The organism is Pseudomonas sp. KCJK9111, assembly GCF_046231935.1.
GTDB classification, from domain to species: Bacteria; Pseudomonadota; Gammaproteobacteria; order Pseudomonadales; family Pseudomonadaceae; genus Aquipseudomonas; species Aquipseudomonas parafulva_B.
The window spans coordinates 65,098-88,379 of record NZ_JBJJMO010000010.1 but is presented as its reverse complement, the minus strand read 5'-3'; the positions used below and the strand labels follow the sequence as shown (position 1 = coordinate 88,379).

The 23,282-nt window shown below is 63.6% G+C and carries 25 protein-coding genes and 1 riboswitch; of the genes, 11 read left to right on the top strand and 14 right to left on the bottom strand.

Annotated features, from left to right (window positions below; genetic code table 11):
* Both ACK59L_RS06705 and ACK59L_RS06700 read right to left on the bottom strand, forming a co-directional pair.
* A complete protein-coding gene (locus tag ACK59L_RS06705; RefSeq protein ID WP_409272556.1) occupies window positions 1-591 on the bottom strand; it encodes an RHS repeat-associated core domain-containing protein in 591 nt (196 codons plus the stop codon).
* A gap of 160 nt (window positions 592-751) precedes the next feature.
* Window positions 752-2,926, bottom strand: coding sequence for a TonB-dependent siderophore receptor (locus tag ACK59L_RS06700; RefSeq protein WP_409272554.1), 2,175 nt, complete (start codon window positions 2,924-2,926; stop codon window positions 752-754).
* 182 nt (window positions 2,927-3,108) lie between these two features.
* Between ACK59L_RS06700 and ACK59L_RS06695 the strand changes: the two genes are divergently transcribed.
* From ACK59L_RS06695 to ACK59L_RS06660, 8 genes are all read left to right on the top strand, one after another.
* Window positions 3,109-3,801: a response regulator transcription factor gene (locus ACK59L_RS06695; RefSeq protein WP_196185654.1), complete on the top strand. Its 693-nt coding sequence runs from the start codon at window positions 3,109-3,111 to the stop codon at window positions 3,799-3,801.
* A complete protein-coding gene (locus ACK59L_RS06690; RefSeq protein WP_409272552.1) occupies window positions 3,801-5,147 on the top strand; it encodes a histidine kinase sensor domain-containing protein in 1,347 nt (448 codons plus the stop codon). The genes ACK59L_RS06695 and ACK59L_RS06690 overlap by 1 nt, the downstream gene beginning before the upstream one ends.
* Before the next feature lie 80 nt (window positions 5,148-5,227).
* Window positions 5,228-6,148: an alpha/beta hydrolase gene (locus ACK59L_RS06685; protein ID WP_409272550.1), complete on the top strand. Its 921-nt coding sequence runs from the start codon at window positions 5,228-5,230 to the stop codon at window positions 6,146-6,148.
* A gap of 58 nt (window positions 6,149-6,206) precedes the next feature.
* Window positions 6,207-6,348: riboswitch (FMN riboswitch) on the top strand.
* 80 nt (window positions 6,349-6,428) lie between these two features.
* Entirely contained in the window at window positions 6,429-7,079 is a 651-nt protein-coding gene (ribB, locus tag ACK59L_RS06680) for a 3,4-dihydroxy-2-butanone-4-phosphate synthase (protein ID WP_058603980.1), read from the top strand.
* 125 nt (window positions 7,080-7,204) lie between these two features.
* Entirely contained in the window at window positions 7,205-7,447 is a 243-nt protein-coding gene (locus ACK59L_RS06675) for an exodeoxyribonuclease VII small subunit (protein ID WP_023534977.1), read from the top strand.
* The gene (ispA, locus tag ACK59L_RS06670; RefSeq protein ID WP_409272547.1) at window positions 7,444-8,331 is read left to right on the top strand and encodes a (2E,6E)-farnesyl diphosphate synthase; all 888 of its coding nucleotides are present in this window, start codon (window positions 7,444-7,446) and stop codon (window positions 8,329-8,331) included. The genes ACK59L_RS06675 and ispA overlap by 4 nt, the downstream gene beginning before the upstream one ends.
* Window positions 8,332-8,449: 118 nt before the next feature.
* Window positions 8,450-10,345: a 1-deoxy-D-xylulose-5-phosphate synthase gene (dxs, locus tag ACK59L_RS06665; RefSeq protein WP_144965421.1), complete on the top strand. Its 1,896-nt coding sequence runs from the start codon at window positions 8,450-8,452 to the stop codon at window positions 10,343-10,345.
* A gap of 176 nt (window positions 10,346-10,521) precedes the next feature.
* On the top strand, window positions 10,522-12,393 hold the full coding sequence (locus tag ACK59L_RS06660; protein ID WP_409272545.1) for a TonB-dependent receptor domain-containing protein: 1,872 nt from the start codon (window positions 10,522-10,524) through the stop codon (window positions 12,391-12,393).
* Here the strand turns inward: ACK59L_RS06660 and ACK59L_RS06655 are convergent.
* The 12 genes from ACK59L_RS06655 to nrdR all read right to left on the bottom strand — a co-directional run bounded on the left by ACK59L_RS06655 (window position 12,365) and on the right by nrdR (window position 21,076).
* Window positions 12,365-13,183 carry a cobalamin-binding protein gene (locus tag ACK59L_RS06655; RefSeq protein ID WP_409272543.1) on the bottom strand — a complete coding sequence of 273 codons (819 nt, stop codon included), beginning with the start codon at window positions 13,181-13,183 and terminating at the stop codon, window positions 12,365-12,367. The two genes, ACK59L_RS06660 and ACK59L_RS06655, sit on opposite strands and share 29 nt — an antisense overlap.
* The gene (locus ACK59L_RS06650) at window positions 13,183-13,602 is read right to left on the bottom strand and encodes a hypothetical protein (RefSeq protein WP_058603975.1); all 420 of its coding nucleotides are present in this window, start codon (window positions 13,600-13,602) and stop codon (window positions 13,183-13,185) included. The genes ACK59L_RS06655 and ACK59L_RS06650 overlap by 1 nt, the downstream gene beginning before the upstream one ends.
* Window positions 13,599-14,216, bottom strand: a complete 618-nt coding sequence (ribA, locus tag ACK59L_RS06645; RefSeq protein WP_023534989.1) for a GTP cyclohydrolase II — start codon at window positions 14,214-14,216, stop codon at window positions 13,599-13,601. The genes ACK59L_RS06650 and ribA overlap by 4 nt, the downstream gene beginning before the upstream one ends.
* Before the next feature lie 133 nt (window positions 14,217-14,349).
* Entirely contained in the window at window positions 14,350-15,090 is a 741-nt protein-coding gene (locus ACK59L_RS06640; RefSeq protein WP_409272540.1) for a substrate-binding periplasmic protein, read from the bottom strand.
* Between the two features lie 13 nt (window positions 15,091-15,103).
* Window positions 15,104-15,607, bottom strand: coding sequence for a phosphatidylglycerophosphatase A (locus ACK59L_RS06635; RefSeq protein WP_023535011.1), 504 nt, complete (start codon window positions 15,605-15,607; stop codon window positions 15,104-15,106).
* Window positions 15,604-16,578 carry a thiamine-phosphate kinase gene (thiL, locus tag ACK59L_RS06630; protein WP_409272537.1) on the bottom strand — a complete coding sequence of 325 codons (975 nt, stop codon included), beginning with the start codon at window positions 16,576-16,578 and terminating at the stop codon, window positions 15,604-15,606. Before thiL ends, ACK59L_RS06635 begins: the two co-directional genes overlap by 4 nt.
* A gap of 18 nt (window positions 16,579-16,596) precedes the next feature.
* Window positions 16,597-17,097 (bottom strand): transcription antitermination factor NusB, encoded by a 501-nt coding sequence (nusB, locus tag ACK59L_RS06625; protein WP_409272535.1) that lies wholly within the window; start codon window positions 17,095-17,097, stop codon window positions 16,597-16,599.
* Window positions 17,094-17,570, bottom strand: coding sequence for a 6,7-dimethyl-8-ribityllumazine synthase (gene ribE, locus ACK59L_RS06620; RefSeq protein WP_023534949.1), 477 nt, complete (start codon window positions 17,568-17,570; stop codon window positions 17,094-17,096). The genes nusB and ribE overlap by 4 nt, the downstream gene beginning before the upstream one ends.
* A 92-nt stretch (window positions 17,571-17,662) precedes the next feature.
* Entirely contained in the window at window positions 17,663-18,754 is a 1,092-nt protein-coding gene (gene ribBA / locus ACK59L_RS06615; protein WP_023535004.1) for a bifunctional 3,4-dihydroxy-2-butanone-4-phosphate synthase/GTP cyclohydrolase II, read from the bottom strand.
* Window positions 18,755-18,772: 18 nt separating this feature from the next.
* Complete coding sequence (locus ACK59L_RS06610; RefSeq protein ID WP_023534964.1) at window positions 18,773-19,438, bottom strand: riboflavin synthase; 666 nt, start codon at window positions 19,436-19,438, stop codon at window positions 18,773-18,775.
* Between the two features lie 40 nt (window positions 19,439-19,478).
* Window positions 19,479-20,609 carry a bifunctional diaminohydroxyphosphoribosylaminopyrimidine deaminase/5-amino-6-(5-phosphoribosylamino)uracil reductase RibD gene (ribD, locus tag ACK59L_RS06605; RefSeq protein ID WP_409272532.1) on the bottom strand — a complete coding sequence of 377 codons (1,131 nt, stop codon included), beginning with the start codon at window positions 20,607-20,609 and terminating at the stop codon, window positions 19,479-19,481.
* A gap of 2 nt (window positions 20,610-20,611) precedes the next feature.
* Entirely contained in the window at window positions 20,612-21,076 is a 465-nt protein-coding gene (gene nrdR / locus ACK59L_RS06600) for a transcriptional regulator NrdR (RefSeq protein ID WP_027915127.1), read from the bottom strand.
* Between the two features lie 105 nt (window positions 21,077-21,181).
* Here nrdR and ACK59L_RS06595 point away from each other — a divergent pair, with 105 nt between their 5' ends.
* Genes ACK59L_RS06595 through trxA form a run of 3 tightly spaced genes read left to right on the top strand, consistent with a single transcriptional unit; the run spans window position 21,182 to window position 23,198 of the window.
* Window positions 21,182-21,634: a YbaY family lipoprotein gene (locus ACK59L_RS06595; RefSeq protein WP_058638671.1), complete on the top strand. Its 453-nt coding sequence runs from the start codon at window positions 21,182-21,184 to the stop codon at window positions 21,632-21,634.
* On the top strand, window positions 21,635-22,294 hold the full coding sequence (locus tag ACK59L_RS06590) for a class I SAM-dependent methyltransferase (RefSeq protein ID WP_409272529.1): 660 nt from the start codon (window positions 21,635-21,637) through the stop codon (window positions 22,292-22,294).
* A gap of 31 nt (window positions 22,295-22,325) precedes the next feature.
* Window positions 22,326-23,198 (top strand): thioredoxin, encoded by an 873-nt coding sequence (trxA, locus tag ACK59L_RS06585; protein ID WP_144965401.1) that lies wholly within the window; start codon window positions 22,326-22,328, stop codon window positions 23,196-23,198.
* The last annotated feature ends 84 nt before the right edge of the window (window positions 23,199-23,282 follow it).

Sequence of the window (23,282 nt, the reverse complement as noted above, 5' to 3'; positions counted from 1 at the left end):
CTAGAAGCCCGCACCAAAATCTACGCGTCCAGCCCCCCCCTGGAATATGGTATCAAGATTAGTTTGCAAACTTGTTTTGCTCTGAGCCGCGCCACAATGATAGGCAATCATGTCCCTGTTTTTTCTAATCTCATCGTCTGAAGGTCTGACAGGAAGCGCGGGCATCGAAGGTCGTCTTGTCATTGACCGCCTGGACCCCTGATAGGATTGCATGACAACGCGCCTGTATCTTCCAAATCTGAAATTTTCAGGGAATAAAGGCCAATGTCCACTGGGATCCATTCGATTTACAGGATCCCCTTTACAAAAACAATAGCGATTGAGTCCGCCTTTTCCGAATGGACTCATACTGTCAGGAGATCCGAAACGCATCAGAGTTGGGCCAAACATGCGATAACCATTTCCTAGCATGTAGCCTAGCCCAAAGGGATCAAACCATTCTCCCTTAAACCCCACTACAGAATTCACTCTACTTTCACCAGCGCAGTAGCCATAGGGTGAATAGGCTACAGTCACCTGGAAAGATAGCCTGAGTAGGGCAGGCACCGTGTGCTGCTTACTGTCTAAATTCCTGTGTGGCCTGCTCACCATGACAGCGTTCTCGACTATAAGGGTGGTCCGGTCTATTTCGCCTTTGAGCCTAGGTTTTGTCTACTCGCAAAAATGACAGTCTCACCACAAGCCGGCTTTTCCGCCAGGACACTGCGGCGAGACCCTTGAGCGGCGCCGCATCATTCCTTGGCACACGCCTTTAGAAATCGTAACGCGCACCCACCAGCACGCTGCGCGACGGGCCGTAGAAGTTGAACGTGGACGTCGAACCCACCCGCGACAGGTAATCGCGATCGAACAGGTTGTTGACGTTGACGGTGGCAGTCAGTTTGGAGGTCACCGGGTAGGAAAGCATGGCGTCCACGGTGGCATAACCTGGCGCATTGATGCGTACCCCGCCGTTTTCCGAGTGGAAATTGCTCATCGCCGAGACGCCGCCACCGATGGCCAGCCCGGTGAGAGCGCCTTGGCTGATGGTGTATTTGCTCCACAGCGACGCCTGGTGGCGCGGCATGATGAAGAACGTGGTTTCGGCATCGCCCTTCACGGTTTCGGTGTCCATCCAGGTGTAACCGCCCAGCAGCTCCCAGTTATCGGTCAGCTTGCCGCTGACTTCCACTTCTGTCCCCTTGACCCGTGTCTTGCCGGCAGCTACCGAGTCCTTGGTCGCGACGCCTTCGCTGTCGTAACGGGTGGTGGCGCGGTTTTCGTCGGTCAGGCGAAATGCCGACAGGCGCGTATTGAGTGCGCCGCCAAAATAGCTGCTCTTGATACCCACTTCGTACTGCTCGCCTTCACGTGGCTTGAGTACTCGGCCGTCGCCATCGGTCGCCGATTGCGGCTTGAACACCTGCGAATAGCTGGCATACAGCGCATGGTTTTCGGACAGGTCGTAGACCGCACCGGTATAGGGTGTGAAATGACCATCGACCTGCTTGCTATCGTCTGCAGTGACACCGGTCTTGAGGGTCGTGGTGTAGAAATCGCCACGGTACCAACTGAACCGCCCGCCGGCGATCAACGCCAGGCGCTCGACCGGGCGGAAGGTGACCTTGGAATACAAGCCGTATTCCTCTTCCTGCATGCCCGTCTCGGTCGTGTAGTTCGCAGCGGGTTTGGCGAACTGCTTGGGTGAGTAAGTGTTGACGTTGATGTTGCCCAGCGTCGTGGCCCCGTTCAGGTACTCGGTGTCGTAGTTCTTGTAATCGCTGCCAACGACGAACTCGCTGACCTGGCCAAAGGTCTCGAAGGGCTGGCTGTAGCTGGCATCGAGCGCGTAGGTGTCCTGGGTGAAATCGCGCGCACTGGCGCGTTCGGAGTTTTTGCCCGTGGTGGGGTTTGTGGCCGTGAACGCGTAGAGATAGTTGGTATCGCGGTGCGATCCGCGTGCAGCGATGCGGCCATAGCCACCGTTGTCGAAACGATGGGTCAGCTCAGCGACCAGGTCGGTGGTCTTGCCGTCGAACGCGTTCCAGTCTGCGCCCAGAAAACGGGAATGGCTGAAGTCAGGCACCTTGCCGTCCAACGTTGCCGGGTAACCATTGTGCGGCGTAATGTTCTTGACTTCGTGGATCAGGCCGAACGACAGGGTAGTGACCTCGTCCAGGTCGACATCCAGCGCGCCGTAGTAGCTGTTGCTGGTGTTGGCGTTGTAATCGACTTCGCCATTGGTGTCGTCGCGCGAGGCGATGAAGCGCCCACGCACCCGCCCGTTTTCGTCCAGCGGCCCGCTCAGGTCCAGTTCCTGGTGATTGGTATCCCAGGTACCGTAGTAGCCCTCGACATGCCCCTGAAAGTCGGCCGTGGGCCGCTTGCGCACCATGTTGACGATACCGCCCAGTTCGCTGGTGCTGCTGAACAGCCCAGCCGGGCCACGCATGATCTCGACACGGTCGAATGCCACAAGCGATGGCACGGTCCCGAAGATGCTCGCCATCGGTGCTGGCAGGCCGTCGATGTTGAATTCGCTGTACTCATAGCCACGGGCGTAGATCGATGACCGACCACTGTCGTTGGTCAGGGTACGCAGGCCGGCCGTGTATTTGGCCAGGTCATCGAGGTGGACGAACTGCCGATCCTTGACGTAATCCTGGGTATAGACGGTGATCGACTGTGGGATGTCCTTCAAGGCCGCTGGCGTCTTGGTGCCCACGGTGGCGGCGTCCACGCTGTACCCGCCAGTGGCCTCGGAGGGCAGCATGTCGTACAGCCGATTGCCCTCGATGGTCAATGCCGGCAGGTCGAGGGTATCGTCGGCGTTCATCACCACGGCTACGTCTTGCGCCAATGCCGAAAGTGAAAACGGCGCCATCAGCCCTGCCACCAGCCATCCCCGCACGCGTCGCGCGCGCCCTGCCCCACTGAAAACGTTCATGCCGCACCCTTTGCCCATATGATAGTAATTCGCAAACGAAACATATTGCTTTTTGCGAACGATACCGGAGCAGGTACAGGGCATGCAGCAGCATTAACCTTCTTAACACATTGGGCCATTGCCTAGGGTCGAGTCCGGTGGGATGATTTGCAACTGATATAAATTCTCATTCAAGGCTCGCCGTGCCCACCTCCCTGCTGCTGGTCGAAGACGACCCACGCTTACGCCACGACCTTTACCGCCATTTCATCGACCGTGGCTTCGAGGTACACGCATGCGCGACGGGCGACGCGGCGCTGGCCGATGCCCACCGATGCGTATTCGACCTGGCGCTGCTGGACATCATGCTGCCAGGTCTCGACGGGCTGAGCCTGCTCGATGCACTGCGGCGCAAGCAGGCAGTACCGGTGATTCTCATGTCGGCATTGGGTGCCGAGCAGGACCGCATCACCGGATTTACCCGGGGTGCCGATGATTACCTGCCCAAGCCCTTCAGCCTGGCGGAACTGGATGCACGGGTCGACGCACTGTTGCGTCGGGTCGCCTTCCACAGCACGCCGCCCGTGGCGACGCGTACTGATGAGCCCGTATTTGATCACACTGCACAGGACGTCATGCATAACGGCATGCCGGCTGGGTTGACTGGCTCGGAGTTCCGCTTGTTGATCACCCTGCACGCCCATGCCGGGGAGCCGCTGAGCAAGCCGTTCCTGTACCAGACCGTCCTGCACCGTGGCTACACGCGCCTGGATCGAGGCCTGGATGTGCATGTGTGCAACGTGCGCCGCAAGCTGGCGGACATCGGCATACAGCATCTGCTCATCCAGGCTGTGCGTGGCCAGGGCTATGTCCTGGTCGTGCAGAGCCCAGCCTGATGCGGCGACATCCGCTGCTGTGGAAGCTGGCCCTGCTGCAGGTCAGCTTCTGCCTGCTGCTCACCTGGTTGATCTGGACCTGGGGCCTGACGGTGGAGCGCAGCACCTATTTCCTGGCCCAGGCCGACCAAGACTACCTAGCCCGCTATGCCCGGCAGGCCGAGCTCGCCTGGGAGCAAGGGGGAGCCGTGGGTGTCGAGACCTGGCGCAAGCAGGTGCAAATGACCGAGGACACTTGGGCAGCGGTCGTCGGCCCTTACCTGCAAAGCCTGGGCACCACACCGCTCACAGCCGAGGAGGCAGGTCACCTGACCTTCATGCGCAAGCTGAACTGGCCCATGAGCCGCCGCCTGCAAGGCGAACTGCCTTACGTCAGCATTGCCTTCCCGCGCCACCCCGAACACGGGCGCCTGGTCATGCAACTGCCCGAGCGGCTACTGCCCACCGGGCTGACACCCTGGACTCACCTGGTCACCCACGGCGTGGCGCCGGCGTTGCTGGCCCTGCTGATGGGGCTGGCACTGTACCGTCACCTTGTCGCCCCGTTGAACCGCCTGCGTGACCGCGCCGACGCGCTGCGGGCCAATGACCTGGACAGCCCAGGCCTGCCCCTGCAAGACCGGCGCGATGAGCTGGGCGAGCTGGCGCAGGCCTTCGATCACATGGCCAATCGCTTGCGCCAGAGCCTGGAACAGCAGCGGCTGCTATTGCGCACACTGTCCCACGAATTGCGCACGCCGCTGGCACGCCTGCGTATTGCCCATGACAGCAACTTGCCTGCCGCCCAGCTACGCGCGCGCATGGATTATGAAACCAGCCATATGCAGAAACTGCTGGAAGACACCCTCGACCTGGCCTGGATGGACACCGAACAGCCCGTCCTGGCCACCGAGCCGGTCCTGATGACATCGCTGTGGGAGGCGCTGTGCCAGGACATCTGCTTCGAAAGTGGCTGGAGCCTCGCGCGCCTGCCATGCACGCTCGGGCAGGACTGCGTGGTCCAGGTGCACCTGGACAGCGTGGCCCAGGCGCTGGAGAACCTGCTGCGAAACGCCATCCGACACTCTCCGCCCGATGGAACCGTCTGCCTGGAGGGCTGGCGCGAAGGCGCGCATTGGCACTTGTGCGTGCGCGATCAAGGCCCCGGCGTGCCCGAGGCCGCGCTTGAGCGCATCTTCCAACCCTACCAGCGGCTGAGCGCCAGCGGCGCAGGCTTTGGACTGGGCCTGGCCATCGCCCGGCGCGCCGTGCAATTGCAGGGTGGCCGACTCTGGGCCTGCAATGCTCACCCAGGCTTGCACCTGCACCTGACCCTGCCGGCCAGCGCCAACGGTTTAGAAAGTTAAGGCGCTTTACGCGTGTTGGAGGCTGACTATCATCTGGCTGCTTGAGTTGCAGTGCCTGCAATGCCGTGAAGAGATGCCTGATGAACAGAATGATCCGGGGCCTGGCGTTTGCGCTGGCCCTTGTGACCGGTGCCGCCACGGCCCAGCCTGAGCATGACCAGCCGATGGATACGACGCTGCTGGCACGCAAGGACCTGGCCTACCGATTCACCCAACTGGACCTCGACTCGGCAGACGGCGCGCGTCACTACCGACTATGGGTAGGGCTGCCCAAGCGCGCCGCCCCCGCAACCGGCTACCCGGTGTTATGGATGCTGGACGGCAACGCAGCCCTGGGCGCCCTGGACCGGCAACGCCTCGACGCCTTGGCCGCCGGCCAGGCCCCCGTACTGGTCGCCGTGGGTTACCAGACCCACCAGCGCATCGACAGAGCCAGCCGAACCTACGACTACACGCCGGCGCTTGCCGGGCAGACCGAGCAGCGCGACCCTCTCACCGGGCAGCCCAGCGGCGGGGTGGATGCGTTTCTCGACCTGCTGGAGACGCGCATGCGCCCGAGGCTGGCAGCGCTGGTGAGCATCGATCCCCGGCAGCAGACCCTGTGGGGACACTCCTATGGCGGCCTGGCCGTGCTCCATGCCCTCTTCACCCGGCCCAAGTCATTCGCCGTCTATGCGGCGGCCAGCCCCTCGTTGTGGTGGCATGACGGCGCAATCCTGCGCGAAGCGGCAGGCCTGCCGTCGCAGTTGGGGGATGCCCAGCCACGCGTGCTGTTGATGCGCGGCTCACTGGAGCCGGCCAGCCCCCGCGAACCGGCCCAGCCCCACGCCGATCAGACGGCACGGAGCCTCGCCGCCAGCCTGGCCCAGGTCAAGGGGGTGCAGGTGTCCTTCAAGCAGTTCGATGGCCTTGGGCATGGGCCGATGCTTCCGGCATCGCTGCACTGGCTGATCGATAGCCTGAGCAAAACAGCACCGCAGGGCACCTCGCCCAGCCGCTGACAGCGGCCCCGATCATGACGGCGGGTTGCCAACCCAGGCACCGGGTGCGGTATGCTTGCCCGGTCTTCAGGGCGGGGTGAAAGTCCCCACCGGCGGTAAATCGAAAGATGAGCCCGCGAGCGCTCCGGCTGTGCCGGAGGTCAGCAGACCTGGTGAGATTCCAGGGCCGACGGTCATAGTCCGGATGAAAGAAGGCGTCAGGCAGGGGCCCCATGGGCACCCCTGCGCACGCATTTTGCTCGCCCCGAGACGTTCATCGATCACTTACGAGGAGCGTTTCATGTCTACTTTGCACCCTGTGCACTTTCCCAATGTCACCGCCGCCATCGCCGCGTTCAAGGCCGGCCGCCCCGTGCTGCTGCTTGACGATGACGACCGTGAAGATGAAGCGGACATCATTGCCGCTGCCGAGAACATTTCGTTGCAGACCATGGCCATGATGATCCGCGATTGCAGCGGCATCGTCTGTCTGTGCCTGGACGAGGCAACGGTCGATGAGCTGCAACTGGCACCCATGGTCCAGAACAACCAGGCCCGCCACGGCACCGGGTTCACGGTCACCATCGAAGCTGCCGAGGGCATCAGCACTGGCGTAAGCGCCCAGGACCGGGTCACCACGATCGCCGCTGCACTGCGCTCTTCGGCCGAGCAACGGCATATTGTCAGCCCTGGGCATGTTTTTCCGCTGCGCGCGCGCAATGGCGGTGTGCTCACGCGTCGCGGCCACACCGAAGGGTCGGTTGACCTGGCGCGCCTGGCCGGGCTGCGGCCGGCAGCGGTCTTGTGCGAATTGATGAACCCTGACGGCACGATGGCTCGCGGCGAGGAAGTGGCCGTCTATGCGCGCCAGTACAACCTGCCCACGCTGACCATCGATGAGTTGGCGCAGTATCGCCTGGCGCTGCAGGCGCAAACGGCTCCGGCGATCTGATCGACCTGGCCATGCAAGGCCTGGACGGTGGCGCCAACCCGGCGCTGCCGTGCCAATGGCGGTTTGCTCACCCCGCCCTGCTCTGCTAGTGTCGCGGCGTTCAGACTACCGCCGAGACTGCCGCCATGGCCCGCAAAAAAGCTTCCCTTGATTTCGAGCAATCCCTTGCCGAGTTGCAGGCACTGGTCGAGCGCCTGGAGAACGGCGAGTTGTCCCTGGAGGACTCGCTTGCCGCTTTCGAACAAGGCATTGCCCTGACGCGTGATTGCCAAGGCGCCCTGGCTCAGGCCGAACAGAAGGTGCAGGTGCTGCTGGAGCGCGATGGAGAACTGACCGCCCAACCCTTCGACGTGGAGCCCGAGGCATGATCGGTGCCTATCAGTCCGCCTGCCAGGCCCGTGTCGATGGCGCACTCGAGCCGTTTTTCATCGCCCCCACTCCCGAGCTCGAGCGCCTGTATGCCGCCATGCGCTACAGCGTGATGAACGGCGGCAAGCGCGTACGCCCGCTGCTCGTCTATGCGGCCTGCGAGGCCTTGGGCGCTCCGGCGGAGCACGCCAACGGCGCCGCTTGCGCAGTCGAGCTCATCCACGCTTACTCGCTGGTCCATGACGACTTGCCGGCCATGGACGACGACGACCTGCGTCGCGGCCAGCCGACCACACACAAGGCGTTCGACGAGGCCTGCGCCATTCTGGCCGGTGACGGCCTGCAAAGCCTGGCCTTCAACGCATTGCTCGACCCCCACCTGAGCCCTCAGACCGACGCACTTCGCCTGGCCATGGTGCAGGCCCTGGCCACGGCCGCCGGTCCCGCTGGCATGGTGGGCGGGCAAGCCATCGACCTGGGTTCGGTGGGCATGAAGCTGGACCAGCAGGCCTTGGCGTTCATGCACCGGCACAAGACCGGTGCCCTGATCGAAGCCAGCGTCCGCCTGGGCGGGCTGGCCAGTGCCCGTGCCGACCAGGCGCAGCTCGATGCCTTGCAGGTGTATGCGCAGGCCATTGGCCTGGCCTTCCAGGTTCAGGACGACATCCTGGATGTGGAAAGCGATACGGCTACACTGGGTAAACGCCAGGGCGCCGACATCGCCCGCGACAAGCCGACTTACCCTGCCCTGCTGGGCATGGAGGCGGCCAAGGCCTACGCGATCGAACTGCGCGACCAGGCACTGGTCGCATTGGAAAGGTTCGACGAAAAGGCCGAACCACTGCGAGCCCTGGCGCGCTATATCGTCGAACGCCGCAACTGACCTGGTGAGTACCGCGTGATGGCTGCGAAGCCGCCCGCGCGTCACCCGTCTGAATGGGCAGCTTTTCCTACAATGGGGTAAACTGCCGCGTCTTAATACACCTATAACGACTCGCCTGATGCCCACGACGTTTCAAGAGATCCCCCGCGAACGCCCGGTCACGCCGCTGCTCGACCGCGCTGACACGCCAGATGGCTTGCGCCGCCTGGCCGAAGCCGACCTGGAGACCCTGGCCGACGAGTTGCGCCAGGAGCTTCTGTATACCGTGGGCCAGACCGGTGGGCACTTCGGTGCCGGCCTGGGCGTCATCGAGCTGACCATCGCCCTGCACTACGTCTTCGATACCCCCGATGACCGGCTGGTATGGGACGTGGGTCACCAGGCCTACCCGCACAAGATTCTGACCGGGCGCCGCAACCGCATGCTCAGCCTGCGCCAAAAAGACGGCGTAGCCGCCTTCCCGCGCCGCAGCGAAAGCGTGTACGACACCTTCGGCGTCGGTCACTCCAGTACATCGATCAGCGCGGCCCTGGGCATGGCCATTGCGGCGCGCCTGCAAAACAGCGCTCGCAAGTCCATTGCGGTCATCGGCGACGGCGCACTCACGGCGGGCATGGCCTTCGAGGCGTTGAACCACGCCCAGGAAGTCAACGCCGATATGCTGGTGATCCTCAACGACAACGACATGTCGATTTCGCGCAATGTGGGGGGCTTGTCCAACTACCTGGCCAAGATCCTCTCCAGCCGCACCTACACCAGCATGCGCGAAGGCAGCAAGAAAGTGCTGTCGCGCCTGCCAGGTGCGTGGGAAATAGCGCGGCGTACCGAAGAGTATGCCAAGGGCATGCTGGTCCCCGGCACGCTGTTCGAAGAGCTGGGCTGGAACTACATCGGCCCCATCGATGGTCACGACCTGCCCACGATGATCGCCACCCTGCGCAACATGCGCGACCTCAAGGGTCCGCAGTTCCTGCACGTGGTGACCAAAAAGGGCAAGGGGTTCGCCCCGGCCGAGATCGACCCGATCGGCTACCACGCCATCACCAAGCTCGAGCCCGTGGACAAGCCGGTTGCGCCGAAACTGGCCAGCGGCCCGAAGTATTCCGCCGTGTTCGGCCAGTGGCTCTGCGACATGGCCGCTGCCGACGATCGCCTTGTCGGCATCACGCCGGCCATGAAGGAAGGCTCCGACCTGGTGGCGTTCAGCGAGCGCTACCCTGAACGCTACTTCGACGTGGCGATTGCCGAACAGCATGCCGTCACCCTCGCAGCGGGCATGGCTTGCGAAGGTAGCAAGCCGGTGGTGGCTATCTACTCGACCTTCCTGCAGAGGGCCTACGACCAGTTGATTCATGACGTGGCCGTGCAGAACCTGGACGTGCTGTTCGCCATCGACCGCGCCGGTCTGGTGGGTGAAGACGGCCCGACCCATGCCGGCAGCTATGACCTGTCCTACCTGCGCTGCATCCCTGGCATGCTGGTGATGACGCCCAGCGACGAAAGCGAGCTGCGCAGAATGCTCAGCACCGGCCACCTGTACAACGGCCCGGCTGCCGTGCGCTATCCGCGCGGTACAGGCCCTGGTGCGGCTGTCGACGAGGGGTTGGAACCGCTGGAGATTGGCAAGGGCGTGGTGCGTCGCCGGGGTGAAAAGGTCGCGCTGTTGGTCTTTGGCGTACAGTTGGCCGAAGCCCTGCAAGTGGCCGAACAGATCAATGCCACGGTCGTCGACATGCGCTTCGTCAAGCCTCTGGATGAATCCCTGGTGCTGGAAATGGCAGGTAGCCACGAACTGCTGGTGACCATCGAGGAGAACGCCATCATGGGCGGTGCCGGTGCTGCCGTAGGCGAGTGCCTGGCCAGGGAGGCGGTGGTCAAGCCGTTGCTGCACCTGGGCTTGCCGGACCTCTATGTCGAACACGCCAAGCCTGCGCAGATGCTGGCAGAGTGCGGGCTGGATGCAGCGGGCATCGAAGCGAGCGTCAAAGCCCGCATGGTCAAGCTGGGGCTTTGATGTGCAGGGCTGCGCTGCAGCCCTGTTGCTCAGCCAAACGAGCCGGCATTCATTAACCCAACGAGGTCGGTGATTGCCGGCTTTTTCTTCGTTCATGGCGACTCTGAGGGCAAGGGCCTTTCTCCGCTGGGCCCCGTCGTGTTGGAGTGCGCAGACTTCGCAGACGTGTACCGCCCGTGAAAAATCCGACCCTCGCCACCCTGCTTTGCCTTCCTCTGCCCCTGCTGGCGTCCGAACGCGACGAAGCCCTTAAACTGCCTGATGTGCTCATCAGCGCCAGCCGCCAGGTAGAGTCGCGCACCGCCACCAGTGCGGCGAACACCGTGTTCACCCGGACCGATATCGACCGCCTGCAACCGAGCAGCGTCATGGACCTGCTCAGCCGCGTGCCAGGCGTGCAAGTGGCACCGACCGGCGGACGCGGCAGCTTGCCAGGCCTTTTCATTCGCGGCACGAAGACTGCGCAAACGCTGGTGTTGGTCGATGGTGTACGCATCGCCAACGCGACCTCAGGCGACAGCGGCCTGCAGTTTCTCAACGTCGACCAGATCGAGCGTGTCGAAGTGCTTCGCGGCTCCCGGTCGGCGGTGTATGGCAGCGATGCCATTGGCGGGGTCATCCAGGTGTTCACCCGGCGCAGCGTCGGTGATGGCCTGCACCCGCGTGTGCGTCTGGCCGCCGGTAGCCGAAAAACCTTCCAGCGCAGCCTGGGTGTGTCGGGCGCCGACGGCTCAACGCGCTTCAACCTGGGCGCAAGCCTGGACGAAACGGCAGGCATCGATTCAACAGGACCGTCGTTCGGCAGCGACGCCGACCATGACGCTTACCGTAACAAATCGCTCAACTTCAGCCTGAGCCAGACGCTCGGCGAGCGCGTGGAAGTCGGCATGAACCTGCTGCACAGTCAAGGCCGCAGTCAATACGACAACCCATTCGGCGGCTTCGACCCTGTCACCTACGAAAGCGTCGGCCAGCAGCCTTACACCGACTTCAGTATCGCCAGCCTGGGCAGTTACCTCGACGCCCAGCCCAACGACAACTGGCACACGCGGCTGGAGGTAGCGCACAGCGAAAACCGTGACGACAAGCGCGACACGTTGAGCAGTGAACGCTTTGTGTTCAACACCTACCGCGACCAGATGACCTGGCAGAACGATCTGGCCCTGAACGACCAGCACAGCCTGCTTGCCGGTGCCGACTGGTATCAGGACCGCGTGCACGCCAGCACCGACTTCGAGAAGGACAGCCGTTGGAATCGAGCGGTGTTTCTTCAGCATCGCTACCAAGGCCCGCTGTTCTCCACTGAAGTGGGCGTACGCCAGGACCGCAACGAGCAATTCGGCACCCATACCACCTGGAGTGGCAGCGTGACCGTTGCGCTGGATGATCGCAATGATGTGGTGCTGTCCTACAGCGAAGGCTTCCGGGCACCGACATTCAACGACCTGTATTACCCGCAGTTCAGCAACCCTGACTTGGACCCCGAGCACTCTAGGACGCATGAAGTGCAGTGGCGCAGCCAGCTGTCTCCCGACACCCGTCTGGAGGCGTCCCTGTACCGCACCGACCTGCGCGATGCGATCGTGTTCGGCCAGGATGCCATCCCCCGCAACGTAGCCTCGGCGCGCGTCGACGGTGTAGAGCTGGCCCTGGCCCAGCAGTGGGGCGACTGGAGCAGCCAGCTGGGCCTGGCGATGATCGACCCCCGAGACCGCGACAGTGGCCATACATTGGCCCGACGGGCACGCCGCACCCTGAGCCTGGATCTGGACCGCCGTGTGGGTCCCTTCGGCGTCGGTGCCAGTGTGCAAGCCGTCAGCAGCAGCTACGACGATGAAGGCAACCGCAGCCGTTTGGGTGGGTACGGGCTGCTGGGGCTGCGCGGCAGTTGGGCAGCCACCAAGGCGCTGACGGTGGAGGCGAAGCTGGACAACCTGTTCGACCGTGGCTACAGCCGCGCCCTGTACAGCTACGAGGGCAACCCCCACGCCTATCGGGAAGAAGGGCGCACGTTGCTGTTCAGCGTGACCTGGACACCGGCGCTCTAGCAGCTAGCAGTTCGCACAGGCGAGCCGTCGCTTCGATCATCTGCCCACTGGGGCGCTCGATGCCGTTGTCCGGTACCACCAGCAACCCGTCCTGCGCCACCGCGCGCAGCATCGGCCAGGCCTTCCAGCTGGCCAACTGTTGCACATCGGCGGCCAGGATGATGTCGGGGTCGCGGGCGATGACCGACTCCACGCTCACCTGTGGCGCTGCCGGGTTCAAATCCGCAAACACATTCCGTGCACCACAGACGGCGAGCGCATCGCTGATCACTTGTTGCCCACCCAGGGTGTACAAAGGGCGATCCCAGACTTGGTAGAAGACCTGCAGAGGCCTGTCACGGCGGTATTGCTGGCGCAGTGCGTTCAATCGTGCTCGCAAGGCGTGAGCGTAGCGGCGCCCTTGATCAGCGCGGCCCACGTGCTCGGCAATTTCTTCGATCTGGCCAATCAACTGTTCGATGCCGCGGGGCTCTGCGCTGAAAGTAGGGATGCCTAGACGCTTGAGCTGGTCGCGCTGCGCAGGGGGTACGCTGCCCGGCCACAGCAAGAGCAAATCAGGGCGCAGACTGAGCAAGCGCTCCATATCCAGCTGGCCATAGCGCCCCACCGAGGGTAGCGCTCGCAGCGCAGAGGGCCGTTCCCCCCCATCGAGCACCCCCACCAACAGGTCGCCTGCCTGAAGTTCGAGCATGATGTCCGTCATCGACGGCGCCAGGCTGACGACGCGCACTGGCCCAGCGCTCGCCAGGCTACAGGCCAGAAGCGCCAGCCCCGCAATGAGCCGGCGCATCAGCCGAGCTGAGGCGGCAGGCGGTACAGGTACAGCAACACCACGGTGGACAAGGCCAGCAGCACCTGCGGGACGGTCTCCAGCCCTACCAGCACCGACACCGCGGCTACCCAGGCGGGGAAGCAGGCATAGGTCATGGCCAGGCGCCGCACGCGAGCCAGTTCGATCCACGCAGCAGGCTCGGCTTCGGTACCGAGTGCCTTGGAGGTGGCAATCAGCGCGCGCTTGTAGGCCCCGAAGCGCGGCAAGGTGAGAAACAACGTAGCTGCGCCAGCGATGAACAGCGGCATGGCCAACATGGGAATCATCGCCTCGCCACCGCCAAAGGCCCAGGCCATGACCGGCAGCGGCACGAGGCCCACCGCCAGGTATTGCCACCAGGCCAGGGCAAGACGCCGCTTGACCTCGGCGCGGGTCACGCCTGGGGCACCTCGCCCTGGTGTTCGTTGCCCAGCATATGGCCCAGCTTGCCGGCCTTGGTCGCCAGGTAATGGCTGTTGTGCGGGTTGTGCCCGGTATGCAGCGGCACACGCTCGGCCACCACGATATCCATGTCGGTCAGGGCCTTGACCTTGCGCGGGTTGTTGGTCATCAAGCGCAACGCCTTGACTCCCAGGTGCTCGAGCATTGGCAGGCAAATGGCATAGTCGCGTTGGTCGGCGGCAAACCCGAGGCGCTCATTGGCTTCGACCGTGTCCGCCCCGCCGTCCTGCAGTTCATAGGCGCGGATCTTGTTCAGCAGGCCAATGCCACGGCCTTCCTGGCGCAGGTAAAGCAGCACGCCACGGCCTTCTCGGGCGATCGCCTGGAGGGCAGCTTCGAGTTGCGACCCGCAATCACAGCGTTGACTGAACAAGGCGTCGCCGGTCAGGCACTCGGAATGCAGGCGCCCCAATACCGGCTGCCCATCGGCGATATCACCCAGGCTGAGCACCACGTGCTCGCGGCCGGTGGCTTCATCCAGAAAGCCGTGCATGGTGAAAGTCGCGAAAGGCGTCGGGAGTTTAGAGGCTGCAACAAAGACGACGGGCACGTTGTGCTCCTGGGATAAGTGGGAATTTCAATGGACCGATTGTATCAGCAGCTTACGGGCAGTGCTCCGGCAGTATACCGCCGGTTATTATCGAAAACCTCGATGCGTGGCAGGTGCGGTTATGCGCCACGCGCTACGGCTTGGCGCTGGTATCGAAAGGATAAGGCTGTTTCCAACGCTCGAATATCGGCCTGAGTTCGCCGCTGCGCACCAGTTCGGCCATGCGTTTGTCGAACACATCACGCAATGTCTCACCCCGCTCACTGCGGGCGAACGCCAGGTACATGGGCAGCTCGACCACGTGGGTACGCCGGAATCGCTCAGGTTGCGAGCTTTGCCCAATGACGTAGTCCACTTCGGTCATGGCGTCGACATAGAAGTCCACCCGGTCATGCTCAAGCATGGGCAGAATGCCTTCGCGCCGCTGGATTTCACGGTACTCCCGCACGCGGGGCAAGTATTTGCCATAGGCATAGCCACGCACCCAGGCCAGGCGATAGTCGCCGATGGTTGCCAGTGTGGGGGCCGGCTTGCTGGCAAGCCCGAGGGCGTAGACATGGTCGACGTCGAAATGCCAGCGCGGGTAGAGGTTGTCTTCACTTTCGTTCTTGTAGGAGCCGACCCAGGCATCAGCCTCGCCACGTTTGACCAGGCCAATGGCACGGCTGTAGGGCGCACTCTGCGGCACGACCTCGATCCCTGCGGGCTGGAACACCTTGCGCATCACGTCCCAGGCCACACCGGTGCCATCTGCGTTGGTGTAGTCGGCCCACTCCTCGCTGACTAGGTGAATCTGGTCAGGTTGGCTGTCGCCGGCAGTAGCCCACGGGGCCGCGACCATCAGTAATGCCAGCAGCACACCCTTCAGCACCATGGCAGCCCCCGTTCTATGCGACAGCCCATACCAGAACCTGCATGCCCAACCAGGCGAAGACGCCGGCCAGCACGTCATCGAGCATGATGCCGACGCCGCCATGGACGTGACGATCAATCCAACGGATGGGCCACGGCTTGAGGATGTCGAAGAAGCGGAACATCAGAAAGCCCGCCAACAGCCACTGCCAGCCATCGGGCACCAGCCACAGCGTAATCCACATGCCGACCATTTCGTCCCAGACGATGCCTTCATGGTCATGCACGCGCAAGTCATTGGCCACCTTGCCGCACAGCCAGAAGCCGAACAGCATGGTGATACCCAGTACCAGCCAGTAGCCCCAATCGGGCAGCATCTGCCAGAGCGGAATGAAGGGTATCGCCACCAGCGAGCCCCAGGTGCCAGGCGCCTTGGGCAAGGTGCCAGAGCCGAACCCGAACGCGATGAAGTGCCAAGGGTTGCGCCAGACCGATGGCGGAACGAACTCCGCAGGCACCTGATTGGGGTGGTCGGTCACGGTATCTCCCTAAAGTGTTGGTAGCCCCGCTGCTGAGGCGTGATGTCCTGACCGTGCGCGTCGCGCAGGGACACGCCCTGCCCTTGCAGTACGCGGCCAATGGGGTAGACCTGGATGAAGCCAAAGTGCGCAAGGTGCGTCAAGGCGCCCGGGGGTGCCGTGAACGCCAAGATGTAGTCGTCACCACCGGCGAGCGCTGCCTGCACGGCTGCCTCGCGCCCCAGGAACGCCTCCACTTCGGGGGACACCGGCACCTGCGCCAGGTTCACCTCGAGCGCCACGCCAGAGGCCTTGGCGATGTGACCGCAATCGGCTAGCAAGCCATCGGAAATATCGAGTGCCGCCGTAGCGTGCCCTCTGAGCAAGGCACCGAGGGTAAGCTGCGGCATGGGTGCCCAGTAGTGGGCCAGCAGCGGCGCTGCCACGGCCGGCGGCGCCTGGCGCTCCCCGAGTACCAGTGGCAAGGCGCCAGCGGCCTTGCCCAGCGAGCCACCGACATACAGCAGGTCGCCCGGCTGGGCGCCAGTGCGTCGTAATGCCTGCCCGGTGGGCACACGGCCGAACACCGTCACGGTGATGCTCAACGGCCCCCGGGTCGTATCACCGCCAATCAGGCTCATGCGGCAACGGTGTGCCATGCGGCTGAGCCCTGCCGAAAACTCCTCCAACCACTCGTGGCTGACGTCAGGCAGGGTAAGGGCCAGCGTGAAGCCGATCGCAGTAGCGCCCATGGCGGCCAGATCACTGACAGCGACGGCCAGGCAGCGCTGCCCCAGCAGCTTCGGGTCGCAGACGGCAGGGAAATGCACGCCGGCTACCAGGGTGTCGGTCGAGACGGCCAACTGCTCACCCGGAGGGAGATCCAGCAGGGCACAGTCGTCACCGATGCCCAGCGCCACCCCTTCGCCCTCGCCGTGCACGGCACAGTGCGCGGAGGCGAAGTAACGGTTGATCAGTTCGAACTCACCCATGGCCAGGCTGCGCCGCAATTAGCGCTTGTTCGCCTTGACTTCGACTTCGCGCAGCGTCGGTGCCAGTTTGTCAAGCACGCCGTTGACGAACTTGTGGCCGTCGGTGGCGCCGAAGACCTTGGCCAGTTCGACGCCTTCGTTGATCACAACGCGATAAGGCACGTCGATGCGCTTGATGAATTCCCAAGTGGACAGACGCAACACGGCCAGCTCGACCGGGTCGAGCTCGTCGAGGCTCAGGTCCAGGCAGGGCTTGAGCGCACTGTCGATTTCGTCCTTGATGGCCGGAACGCCATGCAGGATTTCACGGAAGTAGGCGCCGTCGACATCCGCAAAATCGTTATCGACCCGAAACTGCGCTTCGATCTCGTTCAACGAATGCTGCGCCATGTGCCATTGATACAGCGCTTGGGTCGCGAGCTTGCGGGCTTCACGGCGCTTGGCGCTCTTCGATGGCTTGCCGGCATCCGCAGTTTTGGGATCGCGCGGGTTGAAACGATCGCTTTCGTCGCTAATCACTTGGCCTCCAACTGCGCCAGCAGGCTTACCATTTCCAGGGCAGACAGGGCGGCTTCTGCACCTTTATTGCCGGCCTTGGTGCCGGAACGCTCGATGGCCTGCTCGATGGAGTCGACGGTCAGTACGCCGAACGCCACAGGGACACCGAACTCCATGGACACCTGGGCCAGGCCCTTGGTGCACTCGCCCGCCACGTATTCAAAGTGCGGGGTGCCGCCACGGATCACAGCGCCCAGGGCGATGATCGCGTCATAAGCGCCTTGCTGGGCGACTTTCTGGGCAACCAGCGGAATCTCGAACGCGCCAGGCGCACGGATGATGGTGATGTCGTTTTCGCTGACGCCATGGCGTACCAGGGCATCAACGGCACCACTTACCAGGCTTTCGACAACGAAGCTGTTGAAGCGGCCAACCACCAAAGCATAGCGACCTTTGGGGGCAATGAAGGTACCTTCGATGGTCTTCAGGGTCATTGCGATATTCTCATCTTCAAACGCAAGGCCGCTTGCTGGCGGCCTCGACAGGGGTATGGACTCGAGCTGCAGGGCGTGATTGCCGCCTCAAGTCACTCGGAGGGCACGTATTCTACAACTTCCAGGTCGAATCCGGATATCGCATTGAACTTCATCGGCGAACTCATCAGGCGCATCTTGCGCACGCCCAGGTCACGCAGGATCTGCGAACCGGCACCCACAGTGCTGTAGGTGGTCGGGGTCTTGGCCGGTGCATCGCCTGCGCTTTCGCGGATATGCGCAAGCAGCACGTCGCCATCGAGCGGGTGCCCCAGCAGCAGCACCACACCGCTTCCGGCTTCGGCCACGGCGGCCATGGCGGCGCGCAGGCTCCAGCGGCCCGGCTGCTTGACCAGCAGCAGGTCACGCAGCGGGTCCATGTTGTGCACCCGCACCAGCGTGGGCTCTTCGGCGCAGATGGTGCCCAGGGTCAAGGCCATGTGCACGTCACCTTCTACCGCATCGCGGTAGGTGACCAGGTTGAACTCGCCCAGCTCGCTTTCCACCGACTGCTCGGAGACCCGCTGTACGGTGCGCTCGTGGATCATGCGGTAGTGAATGAGATCGGCGATGGTGCCGATCTTCAGGCCGTGCTCGGCCGCGAACACTTCCAGTTCGGCGCGGCGCGACATGGTGCCGTCGTCGTTCATCACCTCGCAGATCACGCCGCTGGGTTCGAACCCGGCCATGCGTGCCAGGTCGCAGGCTGCCTCGGTGTGCCCGGCGCGTGCCAGCGTACCGCCTGGCTGAGCCATGAGCGGGAAGATATGCCCGGGGCTGACGATGTCTTCAGCCTTGGCGTCCCTGGCGGCAGCCGCTTGCACGGTGCGGGCACGGTCGGCGGCGGAGATGCCGGTGGTGACCCCTTCGGCCGCCTCGATCGAAACGGTGAACTTGGTGCCGAAACCCGAACCATTGCGCGGCGCCATCAGCGGCAGCTTGAGGGTTTCGCAACGTTCGCGGGTCATTGGCATGCAGATCAGGCCACGGGCGTGCTTGGCCATGAAGTTGATGTGCTCGGGCTGGCAGCATTCGGCTGCCATGATGATATCGCCTTCGTTCTCGCGGTCTTCGTCATCCATCAGGATGACCATTTTGCCCTGGCGGATGTCTTCGACCAGTTCTTCGATGCTGTTGAGCGCCACGCGGCACCCCCTTCTCAATCAGGATTTCAAGAAGCCGTTGGCGGCCAGGAAACTTTCGGTGATGCCACTGCCCTTGCTCGGCTCGGCCGCCTTGTCGCCCAGCAGCAAGCGCTCCAGGTAACGGGCCAGCAGGTCGACCTCAAGGTTAACCCGACGCCCTGCGCGGTAGTCGGCCATGATGGTTTCGGACAGGGTGTGCGGGACGATGGTCAGCTCGAATTCGGCGCCATTGACCTCATTGACCGTCAGGCTGGTGCCATCGACGGTGATCGAACCCTTGTGGGCGATGTACTTGGCCAGTTCTCGCGGCGCACGCACGCGAAACTGGATGGCGCGGGCGTTATCGCTGCGCGAGATGATTTCGCCCACGCCGTCGACATGGCCGCTGACCAGATGCCCCCCCAGGCGGGTGGTGGGCGTCAGCGCTTTTTCAAGGTTGACCTTGCTGCCACTTTTCAGGTCGACGAAGGCCGTGCGCTTGAGGGTTTCCACGCTGACATCGGCCCAGAAGCCGTTGCCCGGCAACTCCACCGCCGTCAGGCACACGCCATTGACGGCGATGCTGTCGCCAAGCTTGACGTCACCCAGGTCGAGCTTGCCGGTGTCGACGTGCACGCGCACGTCGCCGCCTTTGGGCGTCAGGCTGCGGATGGTGCCGATGGATTCGATGATGCCGGTGAACATGGGTCTTCCTCAAAACGGTGTGCGCGGGGCAAGCCGCGCATTATACGCCGGGAGCAGGCAGCGGTACGGCTGTGACCCGCCAGTCATCGCCTACTGCGCGCATGTCGGTGATCTGCAGCCGCGGTGCCTCGCTCATGCGGCTCAATGGCCAGTCCAGCAGGGGACGTGCGCTTGAGCCCAGGAAGGTGCCGGCCATGAACAGCTGGTACTCGTCGACAAGGCCTTGCTGGGCGAAGGCACCCACCAGACCTGCGCCGGCTTCCAGCAGGATTTCGTTGACGCCACGGGCGGCCAGGGCTTGAAGCAGGGCACGCAGGTCGACATGGCCATTGTCACCCGGAAGGCTAAGCAGTTCATGGCCGGCAGCGGCATAACGTGGGTCATCTGCGACGGCGGTCACCACCAGCGCCGGACCGGCCTGGAAGAATGGTGCCTGCAAGGGCAAGCGCAAACGGCCATCGACCAGCACCCGCAGCGGTGCCCGGCTCAGGGCGAGCGCGGTGGTTTCGGCATCCAGGCCCAACTCGGCGCCACGCACCGTCATGCGTGCACCGTCAGCCAGCACGCTGCTTGCACTGGTCAGCACCACGCTTGAGCGCGCCCGCAGGCGCTGCACGGCAGAACGCGCCGCAGGGCCGGTGATCCACTGGCTTTCGCCGCTGGCCATGGCGGTACGACCATCCAGGCTCATGGCCAGCTTGGCGCGCACGAACGGCAACCCCTGCTCCATGCGCTTGAGAAACCCAGGGTTAAGTGCCCGTGCCTGCGCTTCGAGCACCCCGCTGGCCACGTCGATACCGGCCTGGGCAAGCCGCTGCAGGCCTTGCCCGGCTACCTGGGGATTCGGGTCCTGCATGGCGGCCACCACGCGCGCCACACCGGCCTTGACCAAGGCTTCGGCACACGGCGGCGTACGGCCATGGTGGCTGCAGGGTTCGAGGGTGACATAGGCACAGCCGCCCCGCGCACGCTCGCCTGCCTGGGCAAGCGCATGCACCTCGGCATGGGGCTCCCCGGCGCGTACATGCCAGCCCTCGCCCACCACCTCGCCATCGCTGACGATGACGCAGCCCACACGCGGGTTGGGGTGGGTGGTGTAGAGCCCCTTGCGCGCCAACTCAAGCGCGCGGGCCATGTAATGGGCGTCAAGCACAGCTGCGGGGGTTTGCATGCTCACTCTTTGGCTGGCTCACGGGCCAGGCGGTCGATTTCTTCGCGGAATTCGTCAAGGTCCTGGAAGCGCCGATAAACCGAGGCGAAACGGATGTAGGCCACTTCATCGAGCTTGCGCAACTCGCCCATCACCAGCTCGCCCACCACCAGCGACTTGACCTCGCGCTCACCGGTGGCACGCAGCCGACTCTTGATGTGGGCCAGGGCGGCTTCGAGGCGCTCGACACTGACAGGGCGTTTTTCCAGCGCACGCTGCATGCCGGCCCGCAACTTGTCTTCGTCGAAGGGCTGGCGAGTACCGTCCTGCTTGATCAGCCGGGGTAGTACCAGCTCGGCGGTTTCGAAGGTGGTGAAGCGCTCGCCGCAGGCGACGCATTCGCGACGGCGCCGCACTTGCTCGCCCTCGGCGACCAGGCGCGAGTCGATGACCTTGGTGTCGTTGGCACCGCAAAACGGACAGTGCATGGTGGCAGGCAACAAAAAAAGGGAGGGCCATGGTAGCGCATCCCACTGGCAAGACAAGCCAAAGGGGTTAACATCCATGCAATTCTGCCCCTGAAGGACTACCCCATGCCTCTTCGCGCGCTTGCCGTGCTGTGCTGCGCCGCCCTGCTCACCGCCTGCGGCAGTGACCGGCCCAAGACCGAACAACCGCCTGCCCCGGCGCCCGCCAAGGTGGCCAAAAAGGCCCAGCCGCTTGGCCCCTTGCCGGCTTATCAGCGCGAGCTGAGCGGCACGTTGCTGGGAATCCCCGCAGGCGCAGAGGTGGAACTTGCCCTGTTGGTGATCGATGAGCGCGATCGGCCGCAACAGCTGCTGGCCAGTAGCACCCTGCCGGGTACCGGACAGGCCTTGCCCTACCAGCTGCGCTTCAATCCCGAGGCATTTCCGGCCGGCGCCAGGGTGGAGCTGCGCGGACGAGCCAGCCGCTCTGGCCAGTTGATCATGCATTTGCCGCCGCTGCGCATCACCCAGGCACAGACCCAGGCCACCGGCCCGCTGCAGTTCGAAAAGGCACCGTAAGTGGCGCCAGTGGCATTGCAACAGGCCCTGAGCGGCCTGATTGGCGAAGCACGACTGGTGATCAGCGACCTGCCCGGCTGCGCGTTGAAACTATGGCTGATCGATGACCAGAACATGGACCGCGCCTTCAGCAGTGAAGAAACCCGGCGCATTCTCGAAGACCCGCCGTACTGGAGCTTCTGCTGGGCCAGTGGCCTGGCCATGGCGCGCTACCTGGCCGAGCATCGGGAGTGGGTAGCCGGCAAGCGGGTGCTCGATTTTGGCGCCGGTTCCGGCATCGCCGGCATTGCCGCCGCCCGTGCAGGTGCGCTGGAGGTCGTGGCCTGCGACCTTGATCCGCTCGCCTTGGACGCCTGCCGTGCCAACGCCGCCCTTAACGAGGTGGAACTGGGCTACAGCAGCGACTTTTTTGCCGAAGATGACCGTTTTGACCTGATCCTGGTGGCCGATGTGCTCTACGACCGCGCCAACCTGCCGCTGCTCGATGCCTTCCTCGACCGGGGGCGACAGATACTGGTAGCCGACTCGCGCGTGCGGGACTTCAGCCACCCTTTGTACCGCTCGCTCGGGGTGCTCGACGCCTTGACCCTGCCGGACCTGGCCGAGCCGCACGAATTCCGCCGGGTCAGCCTGTACCACGCAAGCCGCGAGCCTTTATAGTGGTGCCATTCACGGATTTGCGAGAGTCGCGATGAGCCAGGACACCCCATACATCTTCGATGCCACCGATGCCACGTTCCAGCAGTTGGTGATCGAGAACTCATTCCACAAGCCGGTGCTGGTCGATTTCTGGGCCGAATGGTGCGCGCCGTGCAAGGCTTTGATGCCCCTTCTGGCAAAAATTGCCGAGGAGTACCAGGGCGAACTGCTGCTGGCCAAGATCAACTGCGACGTCGAGCAGCAGGTCGTGGCGCAATTCGGCATCCGCAGCCTGCCGACGGTGGTGCTGTTCAAGGATGGCCAGCCGGTCGACGGCTTTGCCGGTGCCCAACCGGAATCGGCGATCCGCGCCATGCTCGAGCCGCATGTGCAGCTGCCGGCGCCACCCACCGCTTCGCCGCTGGAACAGGCTCAGGCGCTGTTCGCCGAAAGCCGCTTTGCCGAAGCCGAAGCCGTGCTGCAGCAATTGCTTGCAGAGGACAACAGCAACGCTGAAGGCCTGATCCTGTACGCCCGCTGCCTGGCCGAGCGCGGTGAACTGGGTGAGGCCCAGGTGGTGCTGGATGCGGTCAAGACAGAGGACCACAAGGCCGCTCTGGCCGGCGCCAAGGCGCAACTGACGTTCCTGCGCCAGGCCGCCAGCCTGCCGGAGGTTGCCGACCTGAAAAGTCGCCTGGCGCAGAATCCACAGGATGACGAAGCCACGTACCAACTGTGCATTCAGCAGCTGGCACGCCAGCAGTACGAGCCCGCGCTCGAAAGCCTGCTCAAGCTGTTCCAGCGCAATCGCGGTTACGAAAACGGGCTGCCACACAAGGCATTGCTACAGGTGTTCGAGTTGCTCGGCAGTGCCCATCCGCTGGTGGGTACGTATCGCCGTAAGCTGTTTGCTGCGATGTACTGACGCTTATCAGGCGTGGAGGCATGAGCAAGGTACGCCACCCTGCTCATGCCCTGGTGCTCAAACTCTGCTCTGGGATACGAGCGG

What these genes read in the sequence shown, in the direction of transcription:
- nrdR (WP_027915127.1), bottom strand. Translation starts at nt 21,076, where the DNA reads ATGCACTGTCCGTTTTGCGGTGCCAACGACACCAAGGTCATCGACTCG.
- ispA (WP_409272547.1), top strand. Translation starts at nt 7,444, where the DNA reads ATGATCGGTGCCTATCAGTCCGCCTGCCAGGCCCGTGTCGATGGCGCA.
- ACK59L_RS06675 (WP_023534977.1), top strand. Translation starts at nt 7,205, where the DNA reads ATGGCCCGCAAAAAAGCTTCCCTTGATTTCGAGCAATCCCTTGCCGAG.
- ACK59L_RS06685 (WP_409272550.1), top strand. Translation starts at nt 5,228, where the DNA reads ATGAACAGAATGATCCGGGGCCTGGCGTTTGCGCTGGCCCTTGTGACC.
- ACK59L_RS06655 (WP_409272543.1), bottom strand. Translation starts at nt 13,183, where the DNA reads ATGCGCCGGCTCATTGCGGGGCTGGCGCTTCTGGCCTGTAGCCTGGCG.
- ACK59L_RS06640 (WP_409272540.1), bottom strand. Translation starts at nt 15,090, where the DNA reads ATGGTGCTGAAGGGTGTGCTGCTGGCATTACTGATGGTCGCGGCCCCG.
- ACK59L_RS06690 (WP_409272552.1), top strand. Translation starts at nt 3,801, where the DNA reads ATGCGGCGACATCCGCTGCTGTGGAAGCTGGCCCTGCTGCAGGTCAGC.
- ribB (WP_058603980.1), top strand. Translation starts at nt 6,429, where the DNA reads ATGTCTACTTTGCACCCTGTGCACTTTCCCAATGTCACCGCCGCCATC.
- ACK59L_RS06705 (WP_409272556.1), bottom strand. Translation starts at nt 591, where the DNA reads ATGGTGAGCAGGCCACACAGGAATTTAGACAGTAAGCAGCACACGGTG.
- thiL (WP_409272537.1), bottom strand. Translation starts at nt 16,578, where the DNA reads ATGGGTGAGTTCGAACTGATCAACCGTTACTTCGCCTCCGCGCACTGT.
- ACK59L_RS06610 (WP_023534964.1), bottom strand. Translation starts at nt 19,438, where the DNA reads ATGTTCACCGGCATCATCGAATCCATCGGCACCATCCGCAGCCTGACG.
- ACK59L_RS06595 (WP_058638671.1), top strand. Translation starts at nt 21,182, where the DNA reads ATGCCTCTTCGCGCGCTTGCCGTGCTGTGCTGCGCCGCCCTGCTCACC.
- ACK59L_RS06700 (WP_409272554.1), bottom strand. Translation starts at nt 2,926, where the DNA reads ATGAACGTTTTCAGTGGGGCAGGGCGCGCGCGACGCGTGCGGGGATGG.
- ribE (WP_023534949.1), bottom strand. Translation starts at nt 17,570, where the DNA reads ATGACCCTGAAGACCATCGAAGGTACCTTCATTGCCCCCAAAGGTCGC.
- trxA (WP_144965401.1), top strand. Translation starts at nt 22,326, where the DNA reads ATGAGCCAGGACACCCCATACATCTTCGATGCCACCGATGCCACGTTC.
- dxs (WP_144965421.1), top strand. Translation starts at nt 8,450, where the DNA reads ATGCCCACGACGTTTCAAGAGATCCCCCGCGAACGCCCGGTCACGCCG.
- ribD (WP_409272532.1), bottom strand. Translation starts at nt 20,609, where the DNA reads ATGCAAACCCCCGCAGCTGTGCTTGACGCCCATTACATGGCCCGCGCG.